Annotated in this window: 25 protein-coding genes and 12 pseudogenes; 16 read left to right on the top strand and 21 right to left on the bottom strand. The window is 36.3% G+C overall.

Annotated elements, in window-relative coordinates:
• Positions 1-206: 206 nt before the first annotated feature.
• Together AYJ55_RS16325 and AYJ55_RS16320 are read right to left on the bottom strand one after the other, a co-directional pair.
• Positions 207-584 (bottom strand): antiterminator Q family protein, encoded by a 378-nt coding sequence (locus AYJ55_RS16325; protein WP_063657278.1) that lies wholly within the window; start codon positions 582-584, stop codon positions 207-209.
• Positions 585-854: 270 nt separating this feature from the next.
• Positions 855-1100 (bottom strand): hypothetical protein, encoded by a 246-nt coding sequence (locus AYJ55_RS16320; RefSeq protein WP_162505637.1) that lies wholly within the window; start codon positions 1098-1100, stop codon positions 855-857.
• 358 nt (positions 1101-1458) lie between these two features.
• Between AYJ55_RS16320 and AYJ55_RS16315 the strand changes: the two genes are divergently transcribed.
• Positions 1459-2418, top strand: a complete 960-nt coding sequence (locus AYJ55_RS16315) for a leucine-rich repeat domain-containing protein (RefSeq protein WP_063657276.1) — start codon at positions 1459-1461, stop codon at positions 2416-2418.
• Between the two features lie 117 nt (positions 2419-2535).
• Here AYJ55_RS16315 and AYJ55_RS33415 read toward each other — a convergent pair.
• Positions 2536-3208: pseudogene (locus tag AYJ55_RS33415) on the bottom strand (P-loop NTPase family protein); the annotation flags it as partial.
• A 55-nt stretch (positions 3209-3263) separates the two neighbouring features.
• Between AYJ55_RS33415 and AYJ55_RS32090 the strand changes: the two are divergent.
• Both AYJ55_RS32090 and AYJ55_RS16305 read left to right on the top strand, forming a co-directional pair.
• Positions 3264-3436 (top strand): annotated as a pseudogene (locus AYJ55_RS32090) (IS256 family transposase); the annotation flags it as partial.
• A 43-nt stretch (positions 3437-3479) separates the two neighbouring features.
• Positions 3480-3839 (top strand): annotated as a pseudogene (locus AYJ55_RS16305) (DDE-type integrase/transposase/recombinase); the annotation flags it as partial.
• A gap of 53 nt (positions 3840-3892) precedes the next feature.
• Here the strand turns inward: AYJ55_RS16305 and AYJ55_RS16300 are convergent.
• A complete protein-coding gene (locus AYJ55_RS16300; RefSeq protein WP_063653812.1) occupies positions 3893-4792 on the bottom strand; it encodes a transposase family protein in 900 nt (299 codons plus the stop codon).
• 84 nt (positions 4793-4876) lie between these two features.
• On the opposite strand from AYJ55_RS16300, the pseudogene AYJ55_RS16295 reads away from it, so the two are divergent.
• The 3 pseudogenes from AYJ55_RS16295 to AYJ55_RS16285 all read left to right on the top strand — a co-directional run.
• A pseudogene (locus tag AYJ55_RS16295) lies at positions 4877-5176 on the top strand (integrase core domain-containing protein); the annotation flags it as partial.
• 6 nt (positions 5177-5182) lie between these two features.
• Positions 5183-5962 (top strand): annotated as a pseudogene (locus tag AYJ55_RS16290) (integrase core domain-containing protein); the annotation flags it as partial.
• A gap of 54 nt (positions 5963-6016) precedes the next feature.
• A pseudogene (locus AYJ55_RS16285) lies at positions 6017-6345 on the top strand (IS701 family transposase); the annotation flags it as partial.
• Between the two features lie 18 nt (positions 6346-6363).
• Here the strand turns inward: AYJ55_RS16285 and AYJ55_RS16280 are convergent.
• Together AYJ55_RS16280 and AYJ55_RS16275 are read right to left on the bottom strand one after the other, a co-directional pair.
• A complete protein-coding gene (locus AYJ55_RS16280; RefSeq protein WP_063653499.1) occupies positions 6364-6852 on the bottom strand; it encodes an IS630 family transposase in 489 nt (162 codons plus the stop codon).
• Between the two features lie 48 nt (positions 6853-6900).
• On the bottom strand, positions 6901-7185 hold the full coding sequence (locus AYJ55_RS16275; RefSeq protein ID WP_063654386.1) for an IS630 transposase-related protein: 285 nt from the start codon (positions 7183-7185) through the stop codon (positions 6901-6903).
• A gap of 36 nt (positions 7186-7221) precedes the next feature.
• Between AYJ55_RS16275 and AYJ55_RS26575 the strand changes: the two are divergent.
• A pseudogene (locus AYJ55_RS26575) lies at positions 7222-7713 on the top strand (transposase); the annotation flags it as partial.
• 128 nt (positions 7714-7841) lie between these two features.
• On the opposite strand, the gene AYJ55_RS16265 reads toward AYJ55_RS26575, so the two are convergent.
• The 3 genes from AYJ55_RS16265 to AYJ55_RS16255 form a co-directional block, all read right to left on the bottom strand.
• Positions 7842-8330: an IS630 family transposase gene (locus AYJ55_RS16265; RefSeq protein ID WP_063653499.1), complete on the bottom strand. Its 489-nt coding sequence runs from the start codon at positions 8328-8330 to the stop codon at positions 7842-7844.
• Positions 8299-8664: an IS630 transposase-related protein gene (locus tag AYJ55_RS16260; protein WP_063653415.1), complete on the bottom strand. Its 366-nt coding sequence runs from the start codon at positions 8662-8664 to the stop codon at positions 8299-8301. Before AYJ55_RS16260 ends, AYJ55_RS16265 begins: the two co-directional genes overlap by 32 nt.
• Before the next feature lie 657 nt (positions 8665-9321).
• On the bottom strand, positions 9322-9792 hold the full coding sequence (locus AYJ55_RS16255; RefSeq protein ID WP_063657273.1) for a hypothetical protein: 471 nt from the start codon (positions 9790-9792) through the stop codon (positions 9322-9324).
• A gap of 748 nt (positions 9793-10540) precedes the next feature.
• On the opposite strand from AYJ55_RS16255, the gene AYJ55_RS30940 reads away from it, so the two are divergent.
• Positions 10541-10678 carry a hypothetical protein gene (locus tag AYJ55_RS30940; protein WP_187153291.1) on the top strand — a complete coding sequence of 46 codons (138 nt, stop codon included), beginning with the start codon at positions 10541-10543 and terminating at the stop codon, positions 10676-10678.
• Positions 10679-11091: 413 nt separating this feature from the next.
• Here the strand turns inward: AYJ55_RS30940 and AYJ55_RS36200 are convergent.
• From AYJ55_RS36200 to AYJ55_RS16240, 3 genes and pseudogenes are all read right to left on the bottom strand, one after another.
• Positions 11092-11730: pseudogene (locus AYJ55_RS36200) on the bottom strand (transposase); the annotation flags it as partial.
• A 20-nt stretch (positions 11731-11750) separates the two neighbouring features.
• Positions 11751-12239, bottom strand: a complete 489-nt coding sequence (locus tag AYJ55_RS16245) for an IS630 family transposase (protein WP_063657271.1) — start codon at positions 12237-12239, stop codon at positions 11751-11753.
• Positions 12208-12573 (bottom strand): IS630 transposase-related protein, encoded by a 366-nt coding sequence (locus AYJ55_RS16240; RefSeq protein WP_063653415.1) that lies wholly within the window; start codon positions 12571-12573, stop codon positions 12208-12210. Before AYJ55_RS16240 ends, AYJ55_RS16245 begins: the two co-directional genes overlap by 32 nt.
• A 50-nt stretch (positions 12574-12623) precedes the next feature.
• Between AYJ55_RS16240 and AYJ55_RS16235 the strand changes: the two genes are divergently transcribed.
• The 3 genes from AYJ55_RS16235 to AYJ55_RS16225 all read left to right on the top strand — a co-directional run bounded on the left by AYJ55_RS16235 (position 12624) and on the right by AYJ55_RS16225 (position 14365).
• Entirely contained in the window at positions 12624-13109 is a 486-nt protein-coding gene (locus AYJ55_RS16235) for a DNA adenine methylase (protein ID WP_063657270.1), read from the top strand.
• Positions 13106-13813, top strand: a complete 708-nt coding sequence (locus AYJ55_RS30925) for a DUF5405 family protein (protein ID WP_063657269.1) — start codon at positions 13106-13108, stop codon at positions 13811-13813. Before AYJ55_RS16235 ends, AYJ55_RS30925 begins: the two co-directional genes overlap by 4 nt.
• A 225-nt stretch (positions 13814-14038) precedes the next feature.
• Positions 14039-14365, top strand: coding sequence for a hypothetical protein (locus tag AYJ55_RS16225; RefSeq protein ID WP_063657268.1), 327 nt, complete (start codon positions 14039-14041; stop codon positions 14363-14365).
• A gap of 100 nt (positions 14366-14465) precedes the next feature.
• Here the strand turns inward: AYJ55_RS16225 and AYJ55_RS16220 are convergent.
• A pseudogene (locus AYJ55_RS16220) lies at positions 14466-15080 on the bottom strand (IS982 family transposase); the annotation flags it as partial.
• A gap of 116 nt (positions 15081-15196) precedes the next feature.
• Here AYJ55_RS16220 and AYJ55_RS16215 point away from each other — a divergent pair.
• Positions 15197-15856, top strand: a pseudogene (locus AYJ55_RS16215) (sigma 54-interacting transcriptional regulator); the annotation flags it as partial.
• A 493-nt stretch (positions 15857-16349) separates the two neighbouring features.
• Here the strand turns inward: AYJ55_RS16215 and AYJ55_RS29405 are convergent.
• The 3 genes and pseudogenes from AYJ55_RS29405 to AYJ55_RS16205 all read right to left on the bottom strand — a co-directional run.
• A pseudogene (locus AYJ55_RS29405) lies at positions 16350-16595 on the bottom strand (IS701 family transposase); the annotation flags it as partial.
• 367 nt (positions 16596-16962) lie between these two features.
• On the bottom strand, positions 16963-17982 hold the full coding sequence (gene galE, locus AYJ55_RS16210) for a UDP-glucose 4-epimerase GalE (RefSeq protein WP_063657265.1): 1020 nt from the start codon (positions 17980-17982) through the stop codon (positions 16963-16965).
• Between the two features lie 259 nt (positions 17983-18241).
• Complete coding sequence (locus AYJ55_RS16205) at positions 18242-19168, bottom strand: cation diffusion facilitator family transporter (protein ID WP_063657264.1); 927 nt, start codon at positions 19166-19168, stop codon at positions 18242-18244.
• A gap of 412 nt (positions 19169-19580) precedes the next feature.
• On the opposite strand from AYJ55_RS16205, the gene AYJ55_RS16200 reads away from it, so the two are divergent.
• The gene (locus tag AYJ55_RS16200; RefSeq protein ID WP_063657263.1) at positions 19581-20027 is read left to right on the top strand and encodes a universal stress protein; all 447 of its coding nucleotides are present in this window, start codon (positions 19581-19583) and stop codon (positions 20025-20027) included.
• A 64-nt stretch (positions 20028-20091) separates the two neighbouring features.
• Here AYJ55_RS16200 and AYJ55_RS33410 read toward each other — a convergent pair whose 3' ends face one another.
• From AYJ55_RS33410 to AYJ55_RS16190, 3 genes are read right to left on the bottom strand one after another with little or no spacing between them, the layout of a single operon-like run.
• A complete protein-coding gene (locus tag AYJ55_RS33410; RefSeq protein ID WP_281181174.1) occupies positions 20092-20205 on the bottom strand; it encodes an ecotin family protein in 114 nt (37 codons plus the stop codon).
• Positions 20206-20255: 50 nt separating this feature from the next.
• The gene (locus AYJ55_RS16195) at positions 20256-20744 is read right to left on the bottom strand and encodes an IS630 family transposase (protein ID WP_063653499.1); all 489 of its coding nucleotides are present in this window, start codon (positions 20742-20744) and stop codon (positions 20256-20258) included.
• A complete protein-coding gene (locus AYJ55_RS16190) occupies positions 20713-21078 on the bottom strand; it encodes an IS630 transposase-related protein (RefSeq protein ID WP_063653415.1) in 366 nt (121 codons plus the stop codon). Before AYJ55_RS16190 ends, AYJ55_RS16195 begins: the two co-directional genes overlap by 32 nt.
• A 365-nt stretch (positions 21079-21443) precedes the next feature.
• Here AYJ55_RS16190 and AYJ55_RS16185 point away from each other — a divergent pair, with 365 nt between their 5' ends.
• A complete protein-coding gene (locus AYJ55_RS16185) occupies positions 21444-21665 on the top strand; it encodes a DUF465 domain-containing protein (protein ID WP_032116497.1) in 222 nt (73 codons plus the stop codon).
• A gap of 189 nt (positions 21666-21854) precedes the next feature.
• Here AYJ55_RS16185 and AYJ55_RS16180 read toward each other — a convergent pair whose 3' ends face one another.
• Positions 21855-22289 (bottom strand): GNAT family N-acetyltransferase, encoded by a 435-nt coding sequence (locus AYJ55_RS16180; protein WP_342668177.1) that lies wholly within the window; start codon positions 22287-22289, stop codon positions 21855-21857.
• A gap of 68 nt (positions 22290-22357) precedes the next feature.
• Positions 22358-22555, bottom strand: coding sequence for a hypothetical protein (locus tag AYJ55_RS16175; protein WP_162505634.1), 198 nt, complete (start codon positions 22553-22555; stop codon positions 22358-22360).
• Positions 22556-23524: 969 nt separating this feature from the next.
• Here AYJ55_RS16175 and AYJ55_RS16170 point away from each other — a divergent pair.
• Both AYJ55_RS16170 and AYJ55_RS36195 read left to right on the top strand, forming a co-directional pair.
• Positions 23525-23833 carry a GNAT family N-acetyltransferase gene (locus AYJ55_RS16170; protein WP_063657261.1) on the top strand — a complete coding sequence of 103 codons (309 nt, stop codon included), beginning with the start codon at positions 23525-23527 and terminating at the stop codon, positions 23831-23833.
• Positions 23811-24781: pseudogene (locus tag AYJ55_RS36195) on the top strand (IS701 family transposase). Before AYJ55_RS16170 ends, AYJ55_RS36195 begins: the two are co-directional and overlap by 23 nt.
• The last annotated feature ends 223 nt before the right edge of the window (positions 24782-25004 follow it).

Raw genomic sequence — 25004 nt, 5'->3', positions numbered from 1 at the left:
GTGCTTATATTCATAATTACCTCCCCATAAAAATTACTATTGAAAGTATTGTAACAATATGATAAAAAAACACACGATGAAATACTTTCAATAATTTTAGCTAAAATTGAATAATCCCACAAAAAGCAGACTGAAGTAAGTTAACTGACGTTGTTGTCACTCTTATCACAATATCAGGATTTTTACGATCGTAAAGTATTTTTAGGCTATTTTTCTACATCCGGATCCATTTCCAATTTTATGTTCAGCAGCATCAACATACCTTCAATCACGTCTTCCGTTTTTTGTGGTTTTTTCCCTATATGTGTGTCTGAGCAATGGTGTTCATCAGCTAATTGGATAAACGTTTTACCAAATACATAGTATTCAAAGAGTAAATCGTGGATATCACTGTTTTTCTGATTTAGTTTAGCCATACAACTTGAAATAATCATGGCATCATCTTCGCAGCACTGGGGTTTGGATTTTATTTTAAGCGGAATTAGCCCCTTAAATCCTGCTGCTACAGGTGACCAATACACATCTTCTCTATTATCAGCTACCCATGCTCCCCAGCGAGCTAATACCTGCTGAATGTTCCGCATTCATTCCCCTCCGGCAATAAAATATGAATACACGAGTTTCGCACAGGCATATAAAATTCCAGAAATGGCTTAAAAGCAATGGTTAATTTGCAAGTTACTAAAACGTATAAATTTGTTTAAATTACAATAAGTTGCTTTTAATTTATAAGATTTTATCTATTTATATATTATGCTGAATTAAACTTAAAAATAGAGCGTTTTTTTATTGGTGCGAAACTCGTGTGAATAGTGGCATGGTCTCAATGCCCTGCGTTGAATGTTCATGATTGTTTAGCGTTTGTGGGCTATTTCTTCGCCCATTCGAAAGGTAATGCCTGCCTGATACCAATCCGGTAAGAAAAACTCAATACGTCCTGAAAAACCTTGAAGTCGCATCGTTTTTATTCGTTTTAGCTCACTTTTCATTTGACGGTAGATTTCATCCATTTCACCCACCTTAAGTCTGACGGTCATATTTGCCAGCATCGCTATTTTGGCAATCGTCATCTCACCATAGCACGAGTTTCGCACAGGCATATAAAATTCCAGAAATGGCTTAAAAGCAATGGTTAATTTGCAAGTTACTAAAACGTATAAATTTGTTTAAATTATAATAAGTTGCTTTTAATTTATAAGATTTTGTCTATTTATATATTATGCTGAATTAAACTTAAAAATAGAGCGTTTTTTATTGGTGCGAAACTCGTGCATAGGTAATCTCTGCATGAGCGGTAACTCGTAAGGGTATTCTCCTAGCTTAACGATAACAGGCTATACAGTGCGCAAAATATTACAAGAGCGATAACAAGTAGCTTTTTCCATCTTGATTTAGAATATTTATATTCTATTTTGACATAAAATATATTATTTTATAATGCTATATAAGGAGTGAATTATGATAGGAGAATATGATAATGGATCATTTCAACTTTTTTCTTTACCAAAGGCTAATATCGATAATCAGATTCTATCTATAACTAATTTATCTAAAAATAAGATATTTACTACCGAAGATAAATATAAAGAAGAACTTTATGCTATCTGGGAAAATTGGGAAAATGACATACCAACATACAATGGAGAGTACCGTGAAATAGCTGTATTAAGACTAAAAGAATGCTTAGATAAAAATAATCATTGGCTTAGTTTAGATCATTTAAACTTAAGTTCATTACCTGAATTGCCTATTTTCATAAATTCATTAAATATTTCAGGAAACAAGTTAACTAATCTGCCTATGTTACCTGATTCATTAAGTTACATTGATATTTCTCAAAATCAACTAATGGATCTACCCCAATTACCTACCTCCTTAAAAACTCTTCAAGCTTGTAATAATAATTTCACAAATATATCAGAACTACCAATCAGATTAAACTTTCTTTGTCTTTCTGGCAATAATCTTGCAAATTTATCTGAATTACCTAATTCACTAAGTTATTTAAATGTATTAAATAACAAATTAACTGCTCTGCCTAACCTCCCTGATTTTTTAGTTGAACTTTATGTTTCAGATAATCACTTAGCACATTTACCAAAATTACCATCTAGCTTAACAAAAATTGTAGCATGTAATAATCAATTGACGAACTTACCTGAATTACCTAATTCACTAAATTATTTAAATGTCTCAAATAACAAATTAACAGAATTAATTAATGTTCCTGTTTCCATTAAATATTTAGATATATCAAATAATAAATTTAAACAATTTCCTAAGCTATCTAATTCCATCGAATATTTTGATTTTTCTTCCAATAAGCTCAACCCTTTATATGGATTGGCTAATAATAATTTAACTCTTTCAAATTATTATTTTTTTGAAAAAGAAAAACAAAGAAGATACTCATATTAAAATATCTTATAACACTGCCAATACACAGGTGCGCAACCATCCTTAACAATGATTGCTTTGATAAGGTATTTCATTGGGGGGCCTGCTTGTTTGATGAGGGTATTTAAGTAATAAAAATCAATCTGTTGAGACGTTTTGATTCATCCAAACCTGGTCATAGTCGTTGTTTGGCATATTTGCTATATAATTGTAAGGGCTTGTGTTTTCTTCTGCTAAAAATTGATGAGCCTCTTTATTTAGATACAGTGAGATTTTTCCTTCCCACCCTTCCCCATTTCACTGTTTTTCCAGACACAATATGGAGGATGGCTCTTTTAAATACTCCTGCTCTTTTTCAGTTAATATTTGACTAGCCTCGAGCTTCTGTAACGCTCGTTCTCTGCGTTTATTGCGCCAGATGATGAAAAAGGTTATCAGCAAGGTCAGTGATTGAACTAGAGCCTTTTACGTCCATTTTCCCTGTGGGTTTTTCTTCACTTTCCGATTTACGACTGTGTGTCACTAAAATAACATGGCTTGAGGTTTTGTTTTTAAAATCACACAACGCATCCATAAAGGCTTTTTGCCCATTGCAATCATCATCGGCAAGCCCACATTTCATCAGGCTGTCAATGATAAAAAGATTGATACCATATCGGCGGTTCGCATATCTAAATATTTCCAGTAAACGTGATGACTTAGCTGTCCCTGTTAAGCCAAATAACCAGAGCCTATCATCATAAAACTTAAAATCGGACTCAATTTCTAATTGTGAAGGTAGGCTGGTGCATGTTGCCTGACGGGTTAGGCGAGTAGTGTTCAAAAATCTGCGTCATATCTTAAACTCAAAAAAAGAGGTATGACATATGAGAAATCAATCATTTAATTTTGATGAAGCTTTGAAGCAATTACAATCAGGTAAAAATTTACTCGGTACAGATGGAATACACCACTCATAAAACAGCTTACCGAAGCTGCCCTGCAGGCAGAAATAGAACACTCCCTATCGACAACGTCAATCGATACGCGTAAAAATGGCTATGTAGTGGCCAATTTTAGTTGACCACTACACACACAACGTGAAACTTGGGCGGTGGTTAGCGGGTAAGTTGATGAAAGAATTAATCATCGTCAGTTGCCAAGAGCGAAAACATAAATACAACCGCGGTGGAAATGAACGTATTGATATTCCAAATCTGCTCAATAGGCAGTTCGCTGTTACAAAGCCTGACCAGGTTTGGTGCGGCGATGTAACCTATATTTGGACAGGCTCACGATGGGCCTATCTGGCTGTGGTATTGGATTTGTTTGCCCGAAAACCGGTGGGCTGGGCAATGTCATTTGCACCAGACTCAGAATTAACCGCCAAAGCACTACAAATGGCTTGGGAACTACGTGGGCATCCCAAACAGGTGATGTTCCATAGTGATCAGGGAAGTCATTAAGCGTGTTGCTTAATAGTGAAATAAGGGTATTTCGGTGATTGAAGTAAATTTTAGGCTGTTCTGAGATGGAAATTCCAAAGACCGGCACTAAGGAGTAAAAAGGTATCATCAATAAAGGGTCTACGATTCCGTAAAATTTGGGTCATACAACCGAGGCGCTTGATACCCGCGATGGCGTGTTCAACCGTAATACGGATGCCCGAGATTATTTTATTTTCTTGTTTTTGTTCAGGCGATAAAGGTCTTTTTCGAGTTCCTTTTTTTGGGATTTGTGTATTAGGATGCTGTTTATCTATACCTTGAAAACCGGTATCGGCCCAGATGGTTACCTCAGGGGGAATATGGCGAATTATATCGACTTTATCGAGTAAGCGTTTATCGTGACGGCGCCCATTTTTGATCATGGGGATAAATCCAATTTTCCTCGTTTCGTCAGTCATAATAAGCCCTTTTCGAGTGGTCTGTCTTTTCTTTCCCGAATACATTTTTTTTCGCCGACGCAGATTCTTAGGCTTTTGGACAGGTCGCTCTGTCCCATCAATAAAGACGTCTTTAACTCCAGGAAAGGCGCGAAAAAATTCCTCAGCAGAGCGAATTTGACGAGCGGGCAAAACACATTCTCGCCCCAAGGTCATCTCTAAAACCGGCAATAATATTTTTACCCAGCGACATACCCGTGTTCTATCTAAACCAAAAAGAAGTCCTTGCAAATCATAGGTCGGATAACATTTTAAATACAATAAAATAAAAAGCAGTTTATCTAATGGGGTTGGGATAAATCCTTTCTGCCCTGCACCCATCTGCCGCTCGTGATCTTTTCGATTCTTTTTCCGATAAATCAAATAACAAGCTGAAAATTCAGCGGCTAAATTTTTCAATTCTTCGACTGATAATCCAATGATTGCTTTACATAAACGATTATCTCGTAACAACCGCTCTTTGTTGATCATTTCAAACCGTTATTTTCTAAGTTAAACCTCTTTTTATTGTCTATAGCGTGACAAAAAATGCAACTCTCTATTCAGCAACTATTTTATTATACCAGTCGTCAGTATAGGCAGGCATTGTGGCGTTATCAGATGACCCAAAGTATCAGTCGCAGAGGGAATTGTTGGGATAATAGTCCGATGGAACGATTCTTCCGTAGTCTGAAGACCGAATGGGTGCCAACGACTGGCTACCAAAGCTTTAGTACTGCTCAGTCAGCCATTATTCGCTACATAACCCACTACTATAGCGATATAAGACCTCACTGGTATAACGGTGGATTAACGCCAAACGAATCAGAGCGACTGTTCCGTGAACAGTCAGGTAGGGTGGCCAATTTTAGTTGACCACTACAACACCGCAGTAGTAATGAACTAAGAAAAAAAGGCATTTTTGTTTCGGGGAGTGGCGTTCGCTCTATTTGGCTGCGCCATAATCTCGAAAATTTTACAAAACGCCTAAAAGCGCTTGAAGATAAAATCACAACAGAAGGAATTATTCTGTCAGAATCACAAATCAGTGCTCTAGAAAAGAAAGCGCAAGATGATGAAGCCTGTGGTGAGATTGAAACAGCGCATCCAGGTTATCTGGGTTCACGAGATACTTTTTATGTCGGTCATTTAAAAGGCGTTGGTCGTGTTTATCAACAAACTTACATTGATACTTACAGTAAAGTCGTTCATTGTAAGCTTTACACAACAAAAAGCGCGATAACGGCGGCAGATTTATTAAATGACAAGGTTCTCCCTTTTTATTCCCAGCATGGGTTACCGGTGTTACGTATACTGACGGACAGAGGCAGTGAGTATTGTGGTAAAGTTGAACATCACGATTATCAACTTTATCTCGCTATCAATGATATTGATCATACAAAAACTAAAGCTCGTTCACCTCAAACTAATGGGATTTGTGAACGCTTTTATAAAACTGTATTACAAGAGTTCTATCAGGTGGCTTTTCGTAAGAAAATCTATAGGGTTTTAGATGAATTACAAGCTGATTTAGATAAATGGTTAGCGGAATATAATAACCAACGCACTCATCAAGGAAAAATGTGTTGCGGTCGAACTCCTATGGCAACTTTACACGATGGAAAACAACTTTGGAGAGAGAAAGATTTAAATCAAATTTAACCTGACAGGTACTGCATAAATAACCGGTAACCGTCAGATCAAGTCTGAGCTACTATATGGCGATTAGTTAAACCTTCTATAGACAAAAAAAGCCCTTGCGTACTAATTGCTGATGATACATTGATTGCCAAAACACGTAGTAAAAAATAGAGATGGTCCATTATCAATATTCAGGTAATGAACATGATGTTATTGCTGGCATAGGTTTAGTTAATTTACGTTGGCATAATCTAACAACTGTTGAATCAATTTCTATTGATTATCGTATTTATGATAAAGATTCTGATGGAAAAACAAAAAACACGCACTTTTCCGAAATGCTCGCTCTTGCTAAAAAAAGAGGGATCATACCAGAAGCGGTAGTGATGGATGCCTGGTATAGCTAGGCGACTTAATTTTGATTACAGCATATGTATTAAAAACAGGTCATCGATAGTGCATCCTGTTTCCATCTTTTTACGTTTAGCTTGAGACCATTTATGTTCTATAGGATTTAAATCTGGTGAATACACAGGCAAATATTCTATCTGGTGTCCTGCGTTTATAATTGCCTGTTCAATATTCTTACCTTTGTGAAAGCTAGCGTTGTCCATAAAAATAACAGAATTTTCAGGAAGTTCTGGGAGCAATATTTTTGTGATCCAAACATAAAAAACATCACGGTTAATATTGCAATCAAATAATCCGATAGCAAAAAGGGTTGTTCCCAATAAAGCGCCAATAACATTTGTTCTTCCCTTAGCACCCCAGTTTTTCAGGCCAAAACAACGGTGACCTTTTGGGGAATAGCCGTGAGTTCGTGGAGTGTCATGTGAAAAACCACTTTCATCAATAAAAACAACAGATTTATCTTTTTTTTCATACTGTTGTCTTTTTTGCTGATGTGCCAGCCTGTCGCTTTCGTTGGTTTTTGGATGGAATAGAGTTTTTTTTATAGGTTAATCCCAGCTTTTTAAGGGATTGCCAATAGTCTTTTTACAAACACCGAATCGCTCTGCCCGTTCCTTTTGGTAAGCATCTGGATACTGTTCCACATCTTTTGCTAAAGCATTTTTATCGAGCTTCCTCTTACGTGGCGTTGAATTTTTTGGCTCTGGTCGTTTAAGCCAACGTACTAAAGACGCTTTTCCAATACGGAATTGTTTCGCAGTTTCTCGAATTGTTAAACCTTCGGCTTTCCTTACAGATATTACTTTACGTCGAAAATCAATTGTATAACTCATAACACACCTTGTAATCAAAATTAAGTCGCCTAGCTATATTCTAGTCTGGATAATCTGAAATCAATTCGCTCTCATGGTTGGGTCTGGGTAACCACGCTGAGGAAAAACAGGATTGTCAACCATAACAAACAACTGAACAAGTTAGACATCTCAGAAGAAGGAACTCCAATACACTTACGAGGCTACGGTTGGGTGACTGTTTTCAAATTTACAGCTAAAAACGGCCGTATTGATTACAGAGTAACAAACAAAGAGAATCCCACCCGTCAATACGTCAAATCTATCATGGATGCCCGTTGGTCTGTTGAAGTTTATCATCGAGAAGTTAAACAAAATTGTGGTATTGAACGCTGTCAGGCTCGCACGAGCTGAGCGCAAAGAAATCATATTTTTCTCGCTATTTCTGCGTGGTTTGAACAACATAAACGTCGTATATCTGAAAAAATAACCCTTTATCAACAAAATTGGGACGTAATCAAAAATGCTATTACTGAGCACATCCGTGTTTTATTAGCGTACCCAAATTAGTTTTGTGCGAAACTCGTGTTAAACAAAAAAGTGCTCACAGTTTTTGTTATCGTGATTTTGACATTATCAAATTGCCTAGAAAAATAATAAATCCCATTACACGTTATAGCTAGGCGACTTAATTTTGATTACAGCATATGTATTAAAAACAGGTCATCGATAGTGCATCCTGTTTCCATCTTTTTACGTTTAGCTTGAGACCATTTATGTTCTATAGGATTTAAATCTGGTGAATACACAGGCAAATATTCTATCTGGTGTCCTGCGTTTATAATTGCCTGTTCAATATTCTTACCTTTGTGAAAGCTAGCGTTGTCCATAAAAATAACAGAATTTTCAGGAAGTTCTGGGAGCAATATTTTTGTGATCCAAACATAAAAAACATCACGATTAATATTGCAATCAAATAATCCGATAGCAAAAAGGGTTGTTCCCAATAAAGCGCCAATAACATTTGTTCTTCCCTTAGCACCCCAGTTTTTCAGGCCAAAACAACGGTGACCTTTTGGGGAATAGCCGTGAGTTCGTGGAGTGTCATGTGAAAAACCACTTTCATCAATAAAAACAACAGATTTATCTTTTTTTTCATACTGTTGTCTTTTTTGCTGATGTGCCAGCCTGTCGCTTTCGTTGGTTTTTGGATGGAATAGAGTTTTTTTTATAGGTTAATCCCAGCTTTTTAAGGGATTGCCAAATAGTCTTTTTACAAACACCGAATCGCTCTGCCCGTTCCTTTTGGTAAGCATCTGGATACTGTTCCACATCTTTTGCTAAAGCATTTTTATCGAGCTTCCTCTTACGTGGTGTTGAATTTTTTGGCTCTGGTCGTTTAAGCCAACGTACTAAAGACGCTTTTCCAATACGGAATTGTTTCGCAGTTTCTCGAATTGTTAAACCTTCGGCTTTCCTTACAGATATTACTTTACGTCGAAAATCAATTGTATAACTCATAACACACCTTGTAATCAAAATTAAGTCGCCTAGCTATATCACGTCTGGTATGGCAAAGACTCTTTGGGCATGTTTGATGCGATGGCTCAGGCAATCCACTATATCGATAAATTATACAAGGGGATAAATATAATGAGAAATCCTAGCTTAAGAGTCAAAGCGACAAGACTGGCTTATGTGATGGCATTGATGAACTTTCCGTTGTGCCCGCCTGTGACGGTAAATTATTACGATTGTATCTTCATGATCATTTACTGATACAGATTGAATTATCACCAGAAATTAAAGATTGGCAATTCAATCAAAATAAAACTTTTAGAACAATTAATCATTAAAAATATAACTAATTATTTTTTATTTAACACCAGGGAAATTTACAACTTTGCTACGGCGAGTGACGAAATCACGAGTTTCGCACCAATAAAAAAACGCTCTATTTTTAAGTTTAATTCAGCATAATATATAAATAGACAAAATCTTATAAATTAAAAGCAACTTATTGTAATTTAAGCAAATTTATACGATTTAGTAACTTGCAAATTAACCATTGCTTTTAAGCCATTTCTGGAATTTTATATGCCTGTGCGAAACTCGTGGAAATGAAAGTATCGTCACCACATAGTACACAAACGCATTTAAAGAGGTAACCCGATGTCACTACTTAGGAATGCCACCGCCGATGAAAGCAATCATTTGTTCCCATCGCGTAAGGGGGTGTTCAGCTTCTCTATCAACACCGTACAACGCAATACTTGCCCTTTTTTTGGCGGGATGATAAAGCGCGGTCAAGGGTTGTGTGTCGGTCTCTTCAATCTCTCGCATCCTCGCTTTAATCTGGTTTTCATCCAGTTGCGGAAGTTCATCCGCCAGCCTTCGGTAACGTCTGACTTGGGATTTTGCGCTACCGCCTTTTTCACCAAATTTAACAACAAACTGAATGGCGGAAGTCAAGGCAATCAGAAAACCCAACAACCATTCGTGTTGAATACCACCAAAAATAGCTGCCCCGAAAAGTATTTGCCAAAAGGTACAAAACTGATTAATCCGGCGATTAAAGATTTCTGTCATTTCGGCAAGGTAAATCGAGTAATTGACTTCAAATTTAATGTGTTCGGATGGCTGTTCCATTTTGGGACTCCTTATTTTTTATCGTTATCCCCTGTCTTTTGTTCTTCTTGCTGTGACGGGGCAGGTTTATGTAATCGGGTATCGTCTTTGCTTTCTTGGGACATGGACTTCACGCCTTGTTGTTGGATTTTATGCCCAACGCTCACTGCAAAGAAAAAGTGGGCATAAGCACTATACCACAACACCCTGTTTTCGGTCAGGGCATAAAAACCGACTCACTAATCTAATTTTTAAGAGGGTAACCATGGCAGTCTATTATCAAGTAATCGCACATCTTACTGAACATGCTAAAAAGTTTGGAATAAATAACCTTCACGGCCTCGCCTTTGATGGTAATCACATTGAGTTATTTACACGAGTTTCGCACCAATAAAAAAACGCTCTATTTTTAAGTTTAATTCAGCATAATGTATAAATAAACAAAATCTTATAAATTAAAAGCAACTTATTGTAATTTAAACAAATTTATACGTTTTAGTAACTTGCAAATTAACCATTGCTTTTAAGCCATTTCTGGAATTTTATATGCCTGTGCGAAACTCGTGATTTAATGACGATAAAAAATTTGCCGAATTATCCATATTGAATATTATCAAAAAAAGGATAACGAGGAAAAATTAGCGCTAGAGGCTAAACCGTTAGATCAATTAGTCATTAATACCATTCATTCACTTTTTTCGGGAGACTTCCTGAAGAAAATAAAAAACAGGAGATAAAAAACCTTACTCCGAAAGAAAAATTAGCACTCATGATAGCTATCATCAATGCGATAAAAGAAATGCAATTAAATGTTGGTATTATTTTTGAACGGGATCTTAACTCTATTTTTCAGGCCGTTATCGAAATTCTTGGAAAACATCCTCAAGAAATTAAAACATCGCCATAATAATTTTATGTTGGGGATTTCTTGAAATAACGCAATTAAAAAATCTTATTTCTTTTTCTCACGAGTTTCGCACAGGCATATAAAATTCCAGAAATGGCTTAAAAGCAATGGTTAATTTGCAAGTTACTAAAACGTATAAATTTGTTTAAATTACAATAAGTTGCTTTTAATTTATAAGATTTTGTTTATTTATACATTATGCTGAATTAAACTTAAAAATAGAGCGTTTTTTTATTGGTGCGAAACTCGTGTTTCTATCATCGCAATAAAACCGATAACTTAATGAGGATACTATGCCTAAATCTAATCAGCACTACCCTTATCGATTAACTGGCGAGTCCGTTAAAAACTAACCTAGTAATAAATAAGAACAAAAAACTGACATTAATACACGAGTTTCGCACAAAACTAATTGGGTACGCTAATAAAACACGGATGTGCTCAGTAATAGCATTTTTGATTACATGCCAATTTTGTTGATAAAGGGTTATTTTTTCAGATATACGACGTTTATGTTGTTCAAACCACGCAGAAATAGCGAGAAAAATATGATTTCTTTGCGCTCGGCTCGTGCGAGCCTAACAGCGTTCAATACTACAATTTTGTTTAACTTCTCGATGATAAACTTCAACAGACCAACGGGCATCCATGATAGATTTGACGTATTGACGGGTGGGATTGTCTTTGTTTGTTACTCTGTAATCAATACGGCCGTTTTTGGCTGTAAATTTGAAAACAGTCACCCAACCGTAGCCTCTTAAGTGTATTGGAGTTCCTTTTTCTGAGATGTCTAACTTGTTCAGTTGTTTGTTATGGTTAACAATCCTGTTTTTCTCAGCGTGGTTACCCAGACCCAACCATGAGAGCGAATTGATTTCAGATTATCCAGGTAGAATACCAGGCATCCATCACTACCGCTTCTGGTATGATCCCTCTTTTTTTTTAGCAAGAGCGAACATTTCGGAAAAGTGCGTGTTTTTTGTTTTTCCATCAGAATCTTTATCATAAATACGATAATCAATAGGAATTGATTCAACAGTTGTTAGATTATAGCTAGGCGACTTAATTTTGATTACAGCATATGTATTAAAAACAGGTCATCGATAGTGCATCCTGTTTCCATCTTTTTACGTTTAGCTTGAGACCATTTATGTTCTATAGGATTTAAATCTGGTGAATACACAGGCAAATATTCTATCTGGTGTCCTGAGTTTATAATTGCCTGTTCAATATTCTTACCTTTGTGAAAGCTAGCGTTGTCCATAAAAATAACAGAATTTTCAGGAAGTTCTGGGAGCAATATTTTTGTGATCCAAACATAAAAAACATCACGATTAATATTGCAATCAAATAATCCGATAGCAAAAAGGGTTGTTCCCAATAAAGCGCCAATAACATTTGTTCTTCCCTTAGCACCCCAGTTTTTCAGGCCAAAACAACGGTGACCTTTTGGGGAATAGCCGTGAGTTCGTGGAGTGTCATGTGAAAAACCACTTTCATCAATAAAAACAACAGATTTATCTTTTTTTTCATACTGTTGTCTTTTTTGCTGATGTGCCAGCCTGTCGCTTTCGTTGGTTTTTGGATGGAATAGAGTTTTTTTTATAGGTTAATCCCAGCTTTTTAAGGGATTGCCAAATAGTCTTTTTACAAACACCGAATCGCTCTGCCCGTTCCTTTTGGTAAGCATCTGGATACTGTTCCACATCTTTTGCTAAAGCATTTTTATCGAGCTTCCTCTTACGTGGCGTTGAATTTTTTGGCTCTGGTCGTTTAAGCCAACGTACTAAAGACGCTTTTCCAATACGGAATTGTTTCGCAGTTTCTCGAATTGTTAAACCTTCGGCTTTCCTTACAGATATTACTTTACGTCGAAAATCAATTGTATAACTCATAACACACCTTGTAATCAAAATTAAGTCGCCTAGCTATATTGTGGCGGGCGGTGTGTTTTCTGTATTTAAATAAGCACGGTTTTAATGGCCTCTGTCGGTATAATCAAAAAGGCCAATTTAATGTTCCGGCGGGAAAATATAAAACGGTCTATTTCCCCGAAAAAGAAATCAATCGATTTATCGGCCGTCAATCGCAATCAATGACCTTGTGCTGTCGTGACTGGTCAGAAACCCTGTCATTAGTTAAAAGCGGGGATGGGATTTATTGTGATCCACCTTATCTGGATCATAAAAACGGGTTTACTCAATACTGCCCTGAGAAATTTACCGAAGCGGAACATAAAAAGTTAGCCAAAAGGCTAAAAAAAATTAATACCCATCAGGGAAACCCTATCACCGTTTCTAATTCAATTGCCGCAAAATCACTTTATGTCAATCTGGGATTTACGGTTCATGAAATATCCGCACCACGGGCAATCTCGGGTAAGCGGCAGCTCGCAAAAGAAATCATTGCCGTACTCGGAGGCAAGTCATGAGCCCGTTAGACCCCAAAACGGGCGTTTATATTTTTGGCACCCGCTTTGCCATTTCGTGCCAGCAAAATTCACACACCCATAAAATGGAATGGCGCTTATTGGAAGCGAATCCTTCCTCACGGTGTTACGAAGTTGTCTGTCTTCATGCCGATCCGGTGCGACTCGTAATGGATTTAATTTCACATCATACGCTAAGAACAAATGCCAACGAGATAAGTACCCTTGATCACCATCGGGAAACCGTCGAGATCTTATCGCGCCGTTGTGAAACTGCGATTAATCTGCTTGATCCCGATAAATTAGGGGGGTGCATGTCAATGAGGCATGCCACTATTGATTTTACTGTCTCACCAGTGACCTATTCACCCCAGATGGCATTTAAGTATTGGTGGAATCATCCCCGACATGAAGCAGTTTCCTATCCGAAACCGCTTACCCGTGAGATAGTTCAGGGGCAAGCGATTTTAAACGATATCGCATCGTTACCTCAGCATTTACGTTACCGTTATCAAAAACGTTATCAATCGTTAATCAGTGAAAAGGGCTTGCATGAGGCGCATCACTTTCTTTATTTTAGTTTCATCAAAAAATCTGGCCACGACTGCCAGCTGTCAATCAACGTTATGAAATGCTTGTTGAAAACTGGCCCGTGCCCCTTATCGATACCCCAGATATTCTTGATTTCAATTTGCTGCTTGACATGAATAATACACGGATTAAACAGTTAGCCAGCAACCTGTCAGGTTTTTTTCAATTTCTCACGAGTTTCGCACCGACAAATAAACAAGTTATTTTTAAGTTCAATTCAACATAATATATAATTCGCAAAAATTGCTAATTAAAATATAACTTATTGAAATAAATATATATTTTATATTATTTAATATCTTGCGGATAAAACATTATTTTAGCTATTTTTAGAACTTTATATGTCTGTGCGAAACTCGTGTTTCTATGAAAGTTGTTGTGATCAAATCATCAAATCACATCAGGGCGATAGAAACCGGATTTTTGATGAGACTGTCCAAACCGATATTTATGGCCGTTTGGCGGAATTGGCGCGAGGGTTACATGTCACCCCAGAATACTATTCATCCTATCAAAAAACATTACGTCAGCGTACGCAGGGAAAAGATCATCAAGCGATGCCCCTTCGCCAGGTGTATGCAGCTGTTGCACGTTTAATCAGTCGAGATTACTGCACGAGTTTCGCACCAATAAAAAAACGCTCTATTTTTAAGTTTAATTCAGCATAATATATAAATAGACAAAATCTTATAAATTAAAAGCAACTTGTTGTAATTTAAACAAATTTATACGTTTTAGTAACTAGCAAATTAACCATTGCTTTTAAGCCATTTCTGGAATTTTATATGCCTGTGCGAAACTCGTGTACCCTTTATCCGCATACAAACAACCAGAAAGATCTTTTATCAGCTCAGGTAATGGTTTCCGATCATCTGTGTTTCCTGGTGTAAGTCGAAAACTGAGTATTTCCCCCAAATGATTGATAATTACATGAAGTTTGAAACCAAAGAACCAACCTGTTGAGGTTTTTCCTTGTCCAGCTATCCCATCGAAGACTTTATGCCGGCGGATCCGTAAGTTATCACACACAGCTATCGGAGTGGAATCGGCAACCGACAGACCCGTGCACTTTCCCTTAATTGACTCAAACAGTGCCGTTAAAGCTAAGGCACTACGCGGAAGTAACTCTACGCAGCGTGAATATGATGGCAAGTTAGGAAATTCCTTCCTGAGATATAAACGGACATGATAGAGATAAAATACCTTGAATTGGCTGAATCGGAGTTGATGAAACAAAACAACCAGTGTCATCATTTCAGCCAATGAAAGCTGAGTAGACCGTCTACGACGCTTACTACCGTTATTCAGCAAAATTTCATGCATTGGCTCGAAGTCTTTACAAAAATCATCCATCAGGCAATAAAGTTCAGTAAGATTTTCCATAATTGTTTAACAATGCTCTACGCTTTAACCAGATTGTTAGAGTATTTTAACAAAATATGCGCATTCAACTATTTGAATAGCAAGACTTTCACTTTATTTCTTATCCCGAACTCAGGTTATTTTTAGATGAAGTGGGCGATATGCCACTGGAACTTCAATCTAAGCTGTTGAGGGTATTACAAGAACAAGAATTTGAACGCCTAGGTGGTAACCGGCTCATCCACACAGATGTACGTCTTATTGCCGCCACTAACCGTGACCTTAGGCAAATGGTTGCCGATCGTGAATTTAGAGCCGATCTCTATTATCAACTGAATGTTTTTCCTATCTACCTTCCCCCATTACGGGAACGGCCCAAATACATTCCATTACTGGTGAAAGCTTTTACTTTTAAAATTGCCAACCGCCTCGGACGCAATATTGACAGCATTCCTGCGCAAACTTTACAGCTATTAAGTAAAATGGATTGGCCAGGCAATGTGCGAGAGCTAGAAAATGTGATTGAACGTGCCGTTTTATTGACACGAGGCAATGTACTTCAGCTCTCATTAGCGGAAATGAATTTCAATGCCAGTGAACCAAAAATTCCGGTAAAGGGCGTAAATAGTGAATTTCATCCTGTAGAAGATGCGTATCAACGTATCGTCCGTGTCCTAAAAGAAACCAATGGTGTTATTACCGGTTCTAAAGGCGCAGCACTACGACTGGGGCTAAAACGCACAACATTATTATCACGCATGAAACGCCTTGGTATTGATAAAAATAACCTTTTCTAATGCTATTTTTTGTTTAACAATTAAGGCCGTTAATCAATCTTACGGCAATATAAACAACAATGCGTGGCAAACTTATTTTGCATTTTAATTCAATATGATAAGTCATAACAAATTACCTGCTATTTCATCTGGCTATTAATAATAGCTAACTTAATAGCATTATTCTTCGGTCATTGAAACTTAATCAACCAAATGTTATTGAAATGTTAAATAATGAACGTATTATTAATACCAATTCTATCACTTCATAGTCGAGATCATTGATGAAATTTTTTAATAACACACTTATTGTTCTTATGTTCACGAGTTTCGCACAGGCATATAAAATTCCAGAAATGGCTTAAAAGCAATGGTTAATTTGCAAGTTACTAAAACGTATAAATTTGTTTAAATTACAATAAGTTGCTTTTAATTTATAAGATTTTGTCTATTTATATATTATGCTGAATTAAACTTAAAAATAGAGCGTTTTTTTATTGGTGCGAAACTCGTGACTACGTGTTTTGGCAATCAATGTATCATCGGCAATTAGTACGCAAGGGCTTTTTTTGTCTATAGAAGGTTGAACTAATCGCCATAGGTCTTTAGGTTGAAAACATCTACTTTTTAGCCATCTACTAATAGTGTTATGAGATAAAGGCGATGGGCTTACTTCTGATAACACCAAACCAGAGTATCTTACACTGCTTACTTGTAAGAATGTTTTATAGATATTTTTAATGCATGGATAACCGGACAAAATATGAACACCCTAATTTTTTCTTGTTTTGAATTTATACTCCTTTTTTGGAGATTGCGAAACTCGTGTTAATATTTGATAATTGAACAATATCACCTTGTAGACTAATATCGGCAGTATCACCATAGTAATAATGGAATAACATTCATATTATCGAGACTGGTTATTAATAATCGATCCTGATAGCGTTCGATAGAAAATTGGTCTGTCAGAAATTCATACTCAATTAGTAAGAAGAAAAGAGATAACGTTATAACTTATAATACAAATAGAAATTATCAATTATTGATAAATAACATATACAAAAACCCAGCTAATAAGCTGGGTATTGATGTGGACTATTACAAATCAAACCACAATCTAGCTATTATTTTTTACCATAACCTTGTGGATTCTGGCATTGCCAACGCCATCCATCAGCAGCCATCTGTTGAATCGAGCGAGTGGCTTTCCATCCCAGATCACGTTCAACTTTAGCAGAGCTTGACCAACATTCAGCAATATCACCTGGTCGGCGAGGACTAATTTCATAGGCGATTTTTTTACCACAAGCTTCTTCAAATGCTTTCAGCATCTCTAATACACTTGTCCCATTACCTGTACCTAAATTGTAGATGTGTAAACCAGGCTTAAAACCAACTGATTTAAGTGCCGCAATATGCCCATCAGCGAGATCCATGACATGAATATAATCACGCACTCCTGTGCCATCTGGGGTAGGATAATCAGCACCAAAAATCATCAGTTTCTGCTGCCGGCCAATAGCTACCTGAGTGATATAAGGCGTCAAATTATTAGGTATACCTTGCGGATCTTCCCCCATCGTGCCGGATGGATGTGCCCCAACCGGATTAAAATAGCGAAGCAGGGTAACCGACCAACTATTATCAGCATACTGGAGATCCGATAAACAGCGCTCTACCATAATTTTACTGCTACCATACGGATTAGTGGTATTGCCAATCGGAAACTCTTCGGTGATAGGCACCGTTGCCGGATCACCATAAACGGTGGCAGAAGAGCTAAAAATAATATTTTTTATACCAGCCCGATGCATACTACGCGCTAATACCAGCGTGCCATTGACATTATTATCATAATATTCAAGAGGCTTAGTAACCGATTCACCAACCGCTTTTAACCCAGCAAAATGAATAACGGCTTTAATAGTATGGTTGGAAAAAATGGTGTCTAATAATTTTTCATCACGTACATCTCCATGATAAAAAACCGGACGACAACCCGTTAATGTTTCTATTCGCGCCAATACTTCACTACTGGCATTACACAAATTATCTAAAATAACAGGCTGCATACCCGCTGCCAACATCTGAACGCAAGTGTGACTACCAATATAACCCATACCGCCTGTTACTAATATTTCCACATTAACCTCTTTTTCAACCTTAATTAAATTAGGATATTGCCTGGATGACCCAATAAGCCATGAACATAATATTATGCTATGTAAGCGATGATATATCGATAAACATCACATTTTAGCTAACTAATATATCACACCATTCAATAATATAATCTTTGATAAAGAAAATTAGCGATAATATTCATAAGTATTATGAAACTAATAAACTTAGTAGCGGCAATGATATTTATCGATTGCTATTTATTATCAATCAGGAAATGAGCTATTGCATTTCAACCGAATCCACATGGATCATGACATTTAAGATAGTGGGATTTTCAAGTAATTTTTTTCGCGCTGAAACAGCAATTTGATGGCCTTGTTCTACCGTTAAAAGGCCATTAACTTCAAGATGAACATCAACTAGTAAATAATCACCAGATTTACGGGTCTTAAGATCATGAATATCAATCACTCCGCCCATTGCCAACAGCTGTTTACGGATAGCCGCTAGAGTCTGTTCATCAGCCCCCTTATCCATCAGATCGTTAAACGCTTGATAAGTAAACTTATACCCCATTTTAATAACCAGAACACCAACAATTAAGGCCGCAATAGGATCAAAGATCTTAAAACCGCATAAACTAGCAATGATACCAATGGCAACTACTAAAGATGAAGCTGCGTCTGAACGTGCATGCCATGCATTAGCAACTAACATATTTGAATTAACCTTATCTGCCACAAAAAGCATATAACGAAATAGACCTTCTTTAACAATAAGTGATAATAGCGCAACAACCAGAGCAATAATATGCACATCGGGAATTTCAGCTGGATTTAGCATTTTTTCAATCGCTTTCCATATCATGCCACCGCCGACCACTAACAAAATCGTTCCCAGTACTAAAGATGCTCCATTTTCATAGCGAAAATGACCATAAGGGTGATCGGCATCAGGTTGTTTATGACTATATTTATTCGCAATCAACACCACAAAATCTGCCAATAAATCTGATAATGAGTGAAGACCATCAGCAATCAAACTTTGGGAATGTGCCAAAAAGCCGATAATAATTTGCCATAAAGAGAGAAAAAAATTGACAACGATACTAATGATCGTGCTCTTTTTGGAAGCTCTAAATTTTATTTGCTGCTCATCGGAAACAAAAAGTGTGTTTTTTTCTTCGCGGTGTTTAGTCTGTGTCATAATCAAATTCTAAAGTTAATTATTTTTAGTAAAATAAGGAAAAAATGATAGTAAACCTTAAAAACAATATTGTTATTATTAATGCTAATTTTATTCAAAAACAAATATTAATTTACCTTCCTATAAGATGACATAAAAAATTATATTTGTCTTGATTTTTCATTTTCATAATCATTTATTTTAATAAAGTGCAATTGATAATTATTTACTTATTTATTATCTACCACTATCTATAATGAAATAGAAATAATATTTATTTTCAATTAGAATAATTGATTAAAATAACACGCTTATTTTAAATATTTTTTATATTAAGTTAATTATTCCAAATAACGAGCAAATAAAAATATCACGACATCATTTTTTACTATTGCTACAATATAATTAGATGACAATATGATGCGAGGGTATCATGTATAATAAGATCTTAGTTCCTATCGATATTGTTGAAGATGAATTGAATCAAAAAGTGATTAAGCATGTTGAAACACTGGTCTCATTTAACCAACCTAGCAAACCAGAAATCCACTTCCTATCTGTGCTGCCCAATTTAGAAATATTTTTTGGTATTGAAATTGCGGTCCTACCAGAGAGCCAACAAGATTCTGAAGAGCGCAGCCGAGTCGCACTCGAACTACTTAAAGATATCATTAAAAAAGTAAACATTCCTAATGGGCAAATTACTTGTAAAATAGGCATTGGCCCGACAAAAGAGGAAATTTTAAGCTATGCATCAGATATTGACGCCGATTTAATTCTTATTGGCTCTCATAGCCCCAATTCTACCAGTTACCTGCTAGGATCAACCGCAGCTAGCATTGTTCGTCATGCGAAAATAACTGTTTTAGTCACTCGCTAAAATAATAAACCAAGCACACATCTAGCCATCTCACAGGAGATGGCTTGTTGGTTAAATTAAACCATTATTTGATCTTCGCACTGTTAAGTTCTTCTGGTGCTGACCACACGCGATATTTAACTGCCATATCGTTAGGAACATATACCACTATCGGTAATTTACTATTATAGCGAACGATATTATTGCCTTCCCCGAGATGAGTGGTATAGCTAGGCGACTTAATTTTGATTACAGCATATGTATTAAAAACAGGTCATCGATAGTGCATCCTGTTTCCATCTTTTTACGTTTAGCTTGAGACCATTTATGTTCTATAGGATTTAAATCTGGTGAATACACAGGCAAATATTCTATCTGGTGTCCTGCGTTTATAATTGCCTGTTCAATATTCTTACCTTTGTGAAAGCTAGCGTTGTCCATAAAAATAACAGAATTTTCAGGAAGTTCTGGGAGCAATATTTTTGTGATCCAAACATAAAAAACATCACGATTAATATTGCAATCAAATAATCCGATAGCAAAAAGGGTTGTTCCCAATAAAGCGCCAATAACATTTGTTCTTCCCTTAGCACCCCAGTTTTTCAGGCCAAAACAACGGTGACCTTTTGGGGAATAGCCGTGAGTTCGTGGAGTGTCATGTGAAAAACCACTTTCATCAATAAAAACAACAGATTTATCTTTTTTTTCATACTGTTGTCTTTTTTGCTGATGTGCCAGCCTGTCGCTTTCGTTGGTTTTTGGATGGAATAGAGTTTTTTTTATAGGTTAATCCCAGCTTTTTAAGGGATTGCCAAATAGTCTTTTTACAAACACCGAATCGCTCTGCCCGTTCCTTTTGGTAAGCATCTGGATACTGTTCCACATCTTTTGCTAAAGCATTTTTATCGAGCTTCCTCTTACGTGGCGTTGAATTTTTTGGCTCTGGTCGTTTAAGCCAACGTACTAAAGACGCTTTTCCAATACGGAATTGTTTCGCAGTTTCTCGAATTGTTAAACCTTCGGCTTTCCTTACAGATATTACTTTACGTCGAAAATCAATTGTATAACTCATAACACACCTTGTAATCAAAATTAAGTCGCCTAGCTATAAGATGTCGTTAGGAGCATCCCAGTAATGGAAAGGTATATTTATTCATTGCCACATCCTACTTTATAAATAGTGATAAAAGTGATATTAACTATAACTGATAACAATAATTTTTATACTTAGCTAATTCAAGCATCTTTTTTAGTATAACTGTCGTGTCAAAAAGTAAAAAATCGTAAAGAGTAAAACAACCAATTAATTTGCAAATATTATTAAAAATCAAATAATTATATATAACATTTAACAATGTAAATTATTGTGTTCGCCGTTGCTAAATTTTAATTATTGTTATACTTAAATTAACTCTCAATAATTTTGCCGGAGGTTATATGTTGCTGTCTGATCATGAGTTATTTTCTCACCTAAAACGCTTTCATCCACGCTTCCAATCACTATTTGAAAAACACCATCAACTGGATAAACAGATCACTGAATTAGAAGGCCCAAATGGCGCAGGCTATAATGATAACGTCATCAAATTAAAAAAAGAAAAGCTTCATATAAAAGATGAAATGCAGCGTATTATTCACCAACAAATTAGGCTTAAATAACGCCACCTCGCCTGCTGGAATAGCAGGCGAATTAACTCTAACGAAATAGTTTAGCTGTCAATTAGGGCTATTTCTTAACCACTGCTGCTGATTGAGCCGATAAAGAATATGTTCCTGTAAGGGATGAGCCGATGGTAACGCTGGATGTAAAAAATTATGCGCATCTTTTTACCATTGTTAATTTTTTCATCAAATTTTCAGAGGGACGATTAATTTTAGCGGTAACAAAGAGACAATTTCCGGCATTTCTTGCTGCAAAAAAGCAAAATCTAATACGCTTCGAGCAGCTTCATAAGCCAATCCTTGCCGCCAAAATGGCTTAGCTAATCGCCAGCCAATTTCAGTACAAGGCATAAAAGGTAGATCATATGCGGGAATATTGAGCCCAACAAATCCAATAAATTGCTTCTGTGCTAACAACTCTACGGCCCACAATCCCCAACCTTGCTGTTGGATAAATTTCTGTCTAATACTTTCAGTGAAAGCATCGCTTTGTTTTTTTTTAAAGTAAATGTAGGAATAACGCATAACATCAGGATCACTATTAAGACGATAAAAAGGGAGCCAATCAGCTTCTCGCCATTCCCATAAAATTAAACGAGGAGTCTTTAGGATAATAACCATGCATTACCAATTGAAAAAGATTTTACTATCAATATAACACCGCATTCTATCACGTTAGCAAAAAATGCTCATTTACTTTTGGGTATCTCTTCAATGGCTTCTAATTTTATTACTTTTTCCGATTGATGCTCAATTTTCTCAGACTGGCCTATGAATATACCACCACGCTTAATTGACATATGACTGATCCCTCGCAATTCACCATGTTCCAGGATATCCAGGTTATTTCCCAAGCAAGCTCCATCTACCAAACCATCAATAATCATAGACAACAATTTTCTCTAACACTAAATGTTTTCATTCTTATCTAATAAACTCATCAAGGATACCTAACCAAAATTATGAAACTAAACTACTAGTATAGAATATCAACTGGCTCTGGTATTGATATAGTGATTAAAACAACAGAAAGGTAATTTATATTGAAATTAATAGCAGACCAAGGCGTAATTGAAACTAACGGTAAACAGAGTAAAAATCCGCATTCCCTATTAGGATACACATAAATCCTTATGCCATATTTAGCTCTGAATACCGTTAAGGCACTCACTATACAATGATTTAGTGCAATGAAATATCAAGTTTGCCGTAAAGATTTATTATATTCCGCTAGCTTTAGTGAAATTAGCTAAAAATTGATCTAATTAGCCCAGTTTGTTAATAAAAGAAGTTAAAATAATACTAATTAAGTAGCAATATTTTACTTCTCGCCAAGTCAACACCATCGCCAATAATAAACAAGATGAAAGCTACTATCGTGTATTAAAGTCACATCGTTATGTTAGCCTAGCGGGTTGCTGCGAGGATTATTCGGTGCTGATAAGACGTTTACCAACATTTGCCCACAACAAGCGTTCTTATTTTCAGTGAAAAATTACCCAATCACTGATGAAATAAAATATGATGGCTGCGGTCAATGTCAAATTGCGGGTATACTTGGATTGCTGATTTTAAAACCCAGTCTACCGCAATTGAGCAAAATTTAACTTCATAGCCCTTAAACCAAAATCATAGACTTTAATATAACTAACTTTATAGCAAGGAAAAATATATGCATACACGAGTTTCGCACAGGCATATAAAATTCCAGAAATGGCTTAAAAGCAATGGTTAATTTGCAAGTTACTAAAACGTATAAATTTGTTAAATTATAATAAGTTGCTTTTAATTTATAAGATTTTGTCTATTTATATATTATGCTGAATTAAACTTAAAAATAGAGCGTTTTTTTATTGGTGCGAAACTCGTGTTTAAATAACTATTTACCCAATATTGATGTTTACATGTCAGTGAATGAGCATAACTGTATTACCGGCTTTATGGCGACTAAAGAAAATCGGTTAGAAATGCTATTTATCTCGCCCATTTCACGCGGTAAGGGTATTGACAAAGCATTGCTACAATATGCTGTGACTAACTTTGCCGTCAATGAAGTCGATGTTAATGAACAAACACGAGTTTCGCAATCTCCAAAAAAGAAGTATAAAGTTCAAAACAAGAAAAAATTAAGGTGTTCATATTTTGTTCGGTTATCCATGCATTAAAAATATCTATAAAACATTCTTACAAGTAAGCAGTGTTAAGATACTCTGGTTTGGCGTTATCAGAAGTAAGCCCATCGCCTTTATCTCATGACACTGTTAGCCGATGGCTAAAAGTAGATGTTTTCGACCTAAAGACTTATGGCGATTAGTTCAACCTTCTATAGACAAAAAAAGCCCTTGCGTACTAATTGCCGATGATACATTGATTGCCAAAACACGTAGTAAAAAATAGAGATGGTCCATTATCAATATTCAGGTAATGAACATGATGTTATTGCTGGCATAGGTTTAGTTAATTCACTTTGGCATAATTTAACAACTGTTGGATCAATTCCTATTGATTATCGTATTTATGATAAAGATTCTGATGGAAAAACAAAAAACATGCACTTTTCCGAAATGCTCGCTCTTGCTAAAAAAAGAGGGATCATACCAGAAGCGGTAGTGATGGATGCCTGGTATTCTACCTGGATAATCTGAAATCAATTCGCTCTCATGGTTGGGTCTGGGTAACCACGCTGAGAAAAACAGGATTGTTAACCATAACAAACAACTGAACAAGTTAGACATCTCAGAAAAAGGAACTCCAATACACTTAAGAGGCTACGGTTGGGTGACTGTTTTCAAATTTACAGCCAAAAACGGCCGTATTGATTACAGAGTAACAAACAAAGACAATCCCACCCGTCAATACGTCAAACTATCATGGATGCCCGTTGGTCTGTTGAAGTTTATCAGCGAGAAGTTAAACAAAATTGTGGTATTGAACGCTGTCAGGCTCGCACGAGCCGAGCGCAAAGAAATCATATTTTTCTCGCTATTTCTGCGTGGTTTGAATAACATAAACGTCGTATATCTGAAAAAATAACCCTTTATCAACAAAATTGGGACGTAATCAAAAATGCTATTACTGAGCACATCCGTGTTTTATTAGCGTACCCAAATTAGTTTTGTGCGAAACTCGTAACAAAATAAACAAGCGATAGGTTTTTATCAACGGCAAGGTTTTCGGATTTATGATCGCTCTGAATTAGATGGCGAAGGCAACCCTTTTCCGCTGTTACATATGCGACTAGTCGATACTAATATTGACAATCAGGATAACAGGGTTTCGGCTGCAGATTGATAGTAAGCTTTTTTTCATTATCGATGACTTGTTGGTAACACGAGT

The organism is Candidatus Arsenophonus triatominarum, assembly GCF_001640365.1.
Lineage (GTDB): Bacteria > Pseudomonadota > Gammaproteobacteria > Enterobacterales > Enterobacteriaceae > Arsenophonus > Arsenophonus triatominarum.
This window is presented reverse-complemented; position numbering and strand designations above follow the sequence as displayed.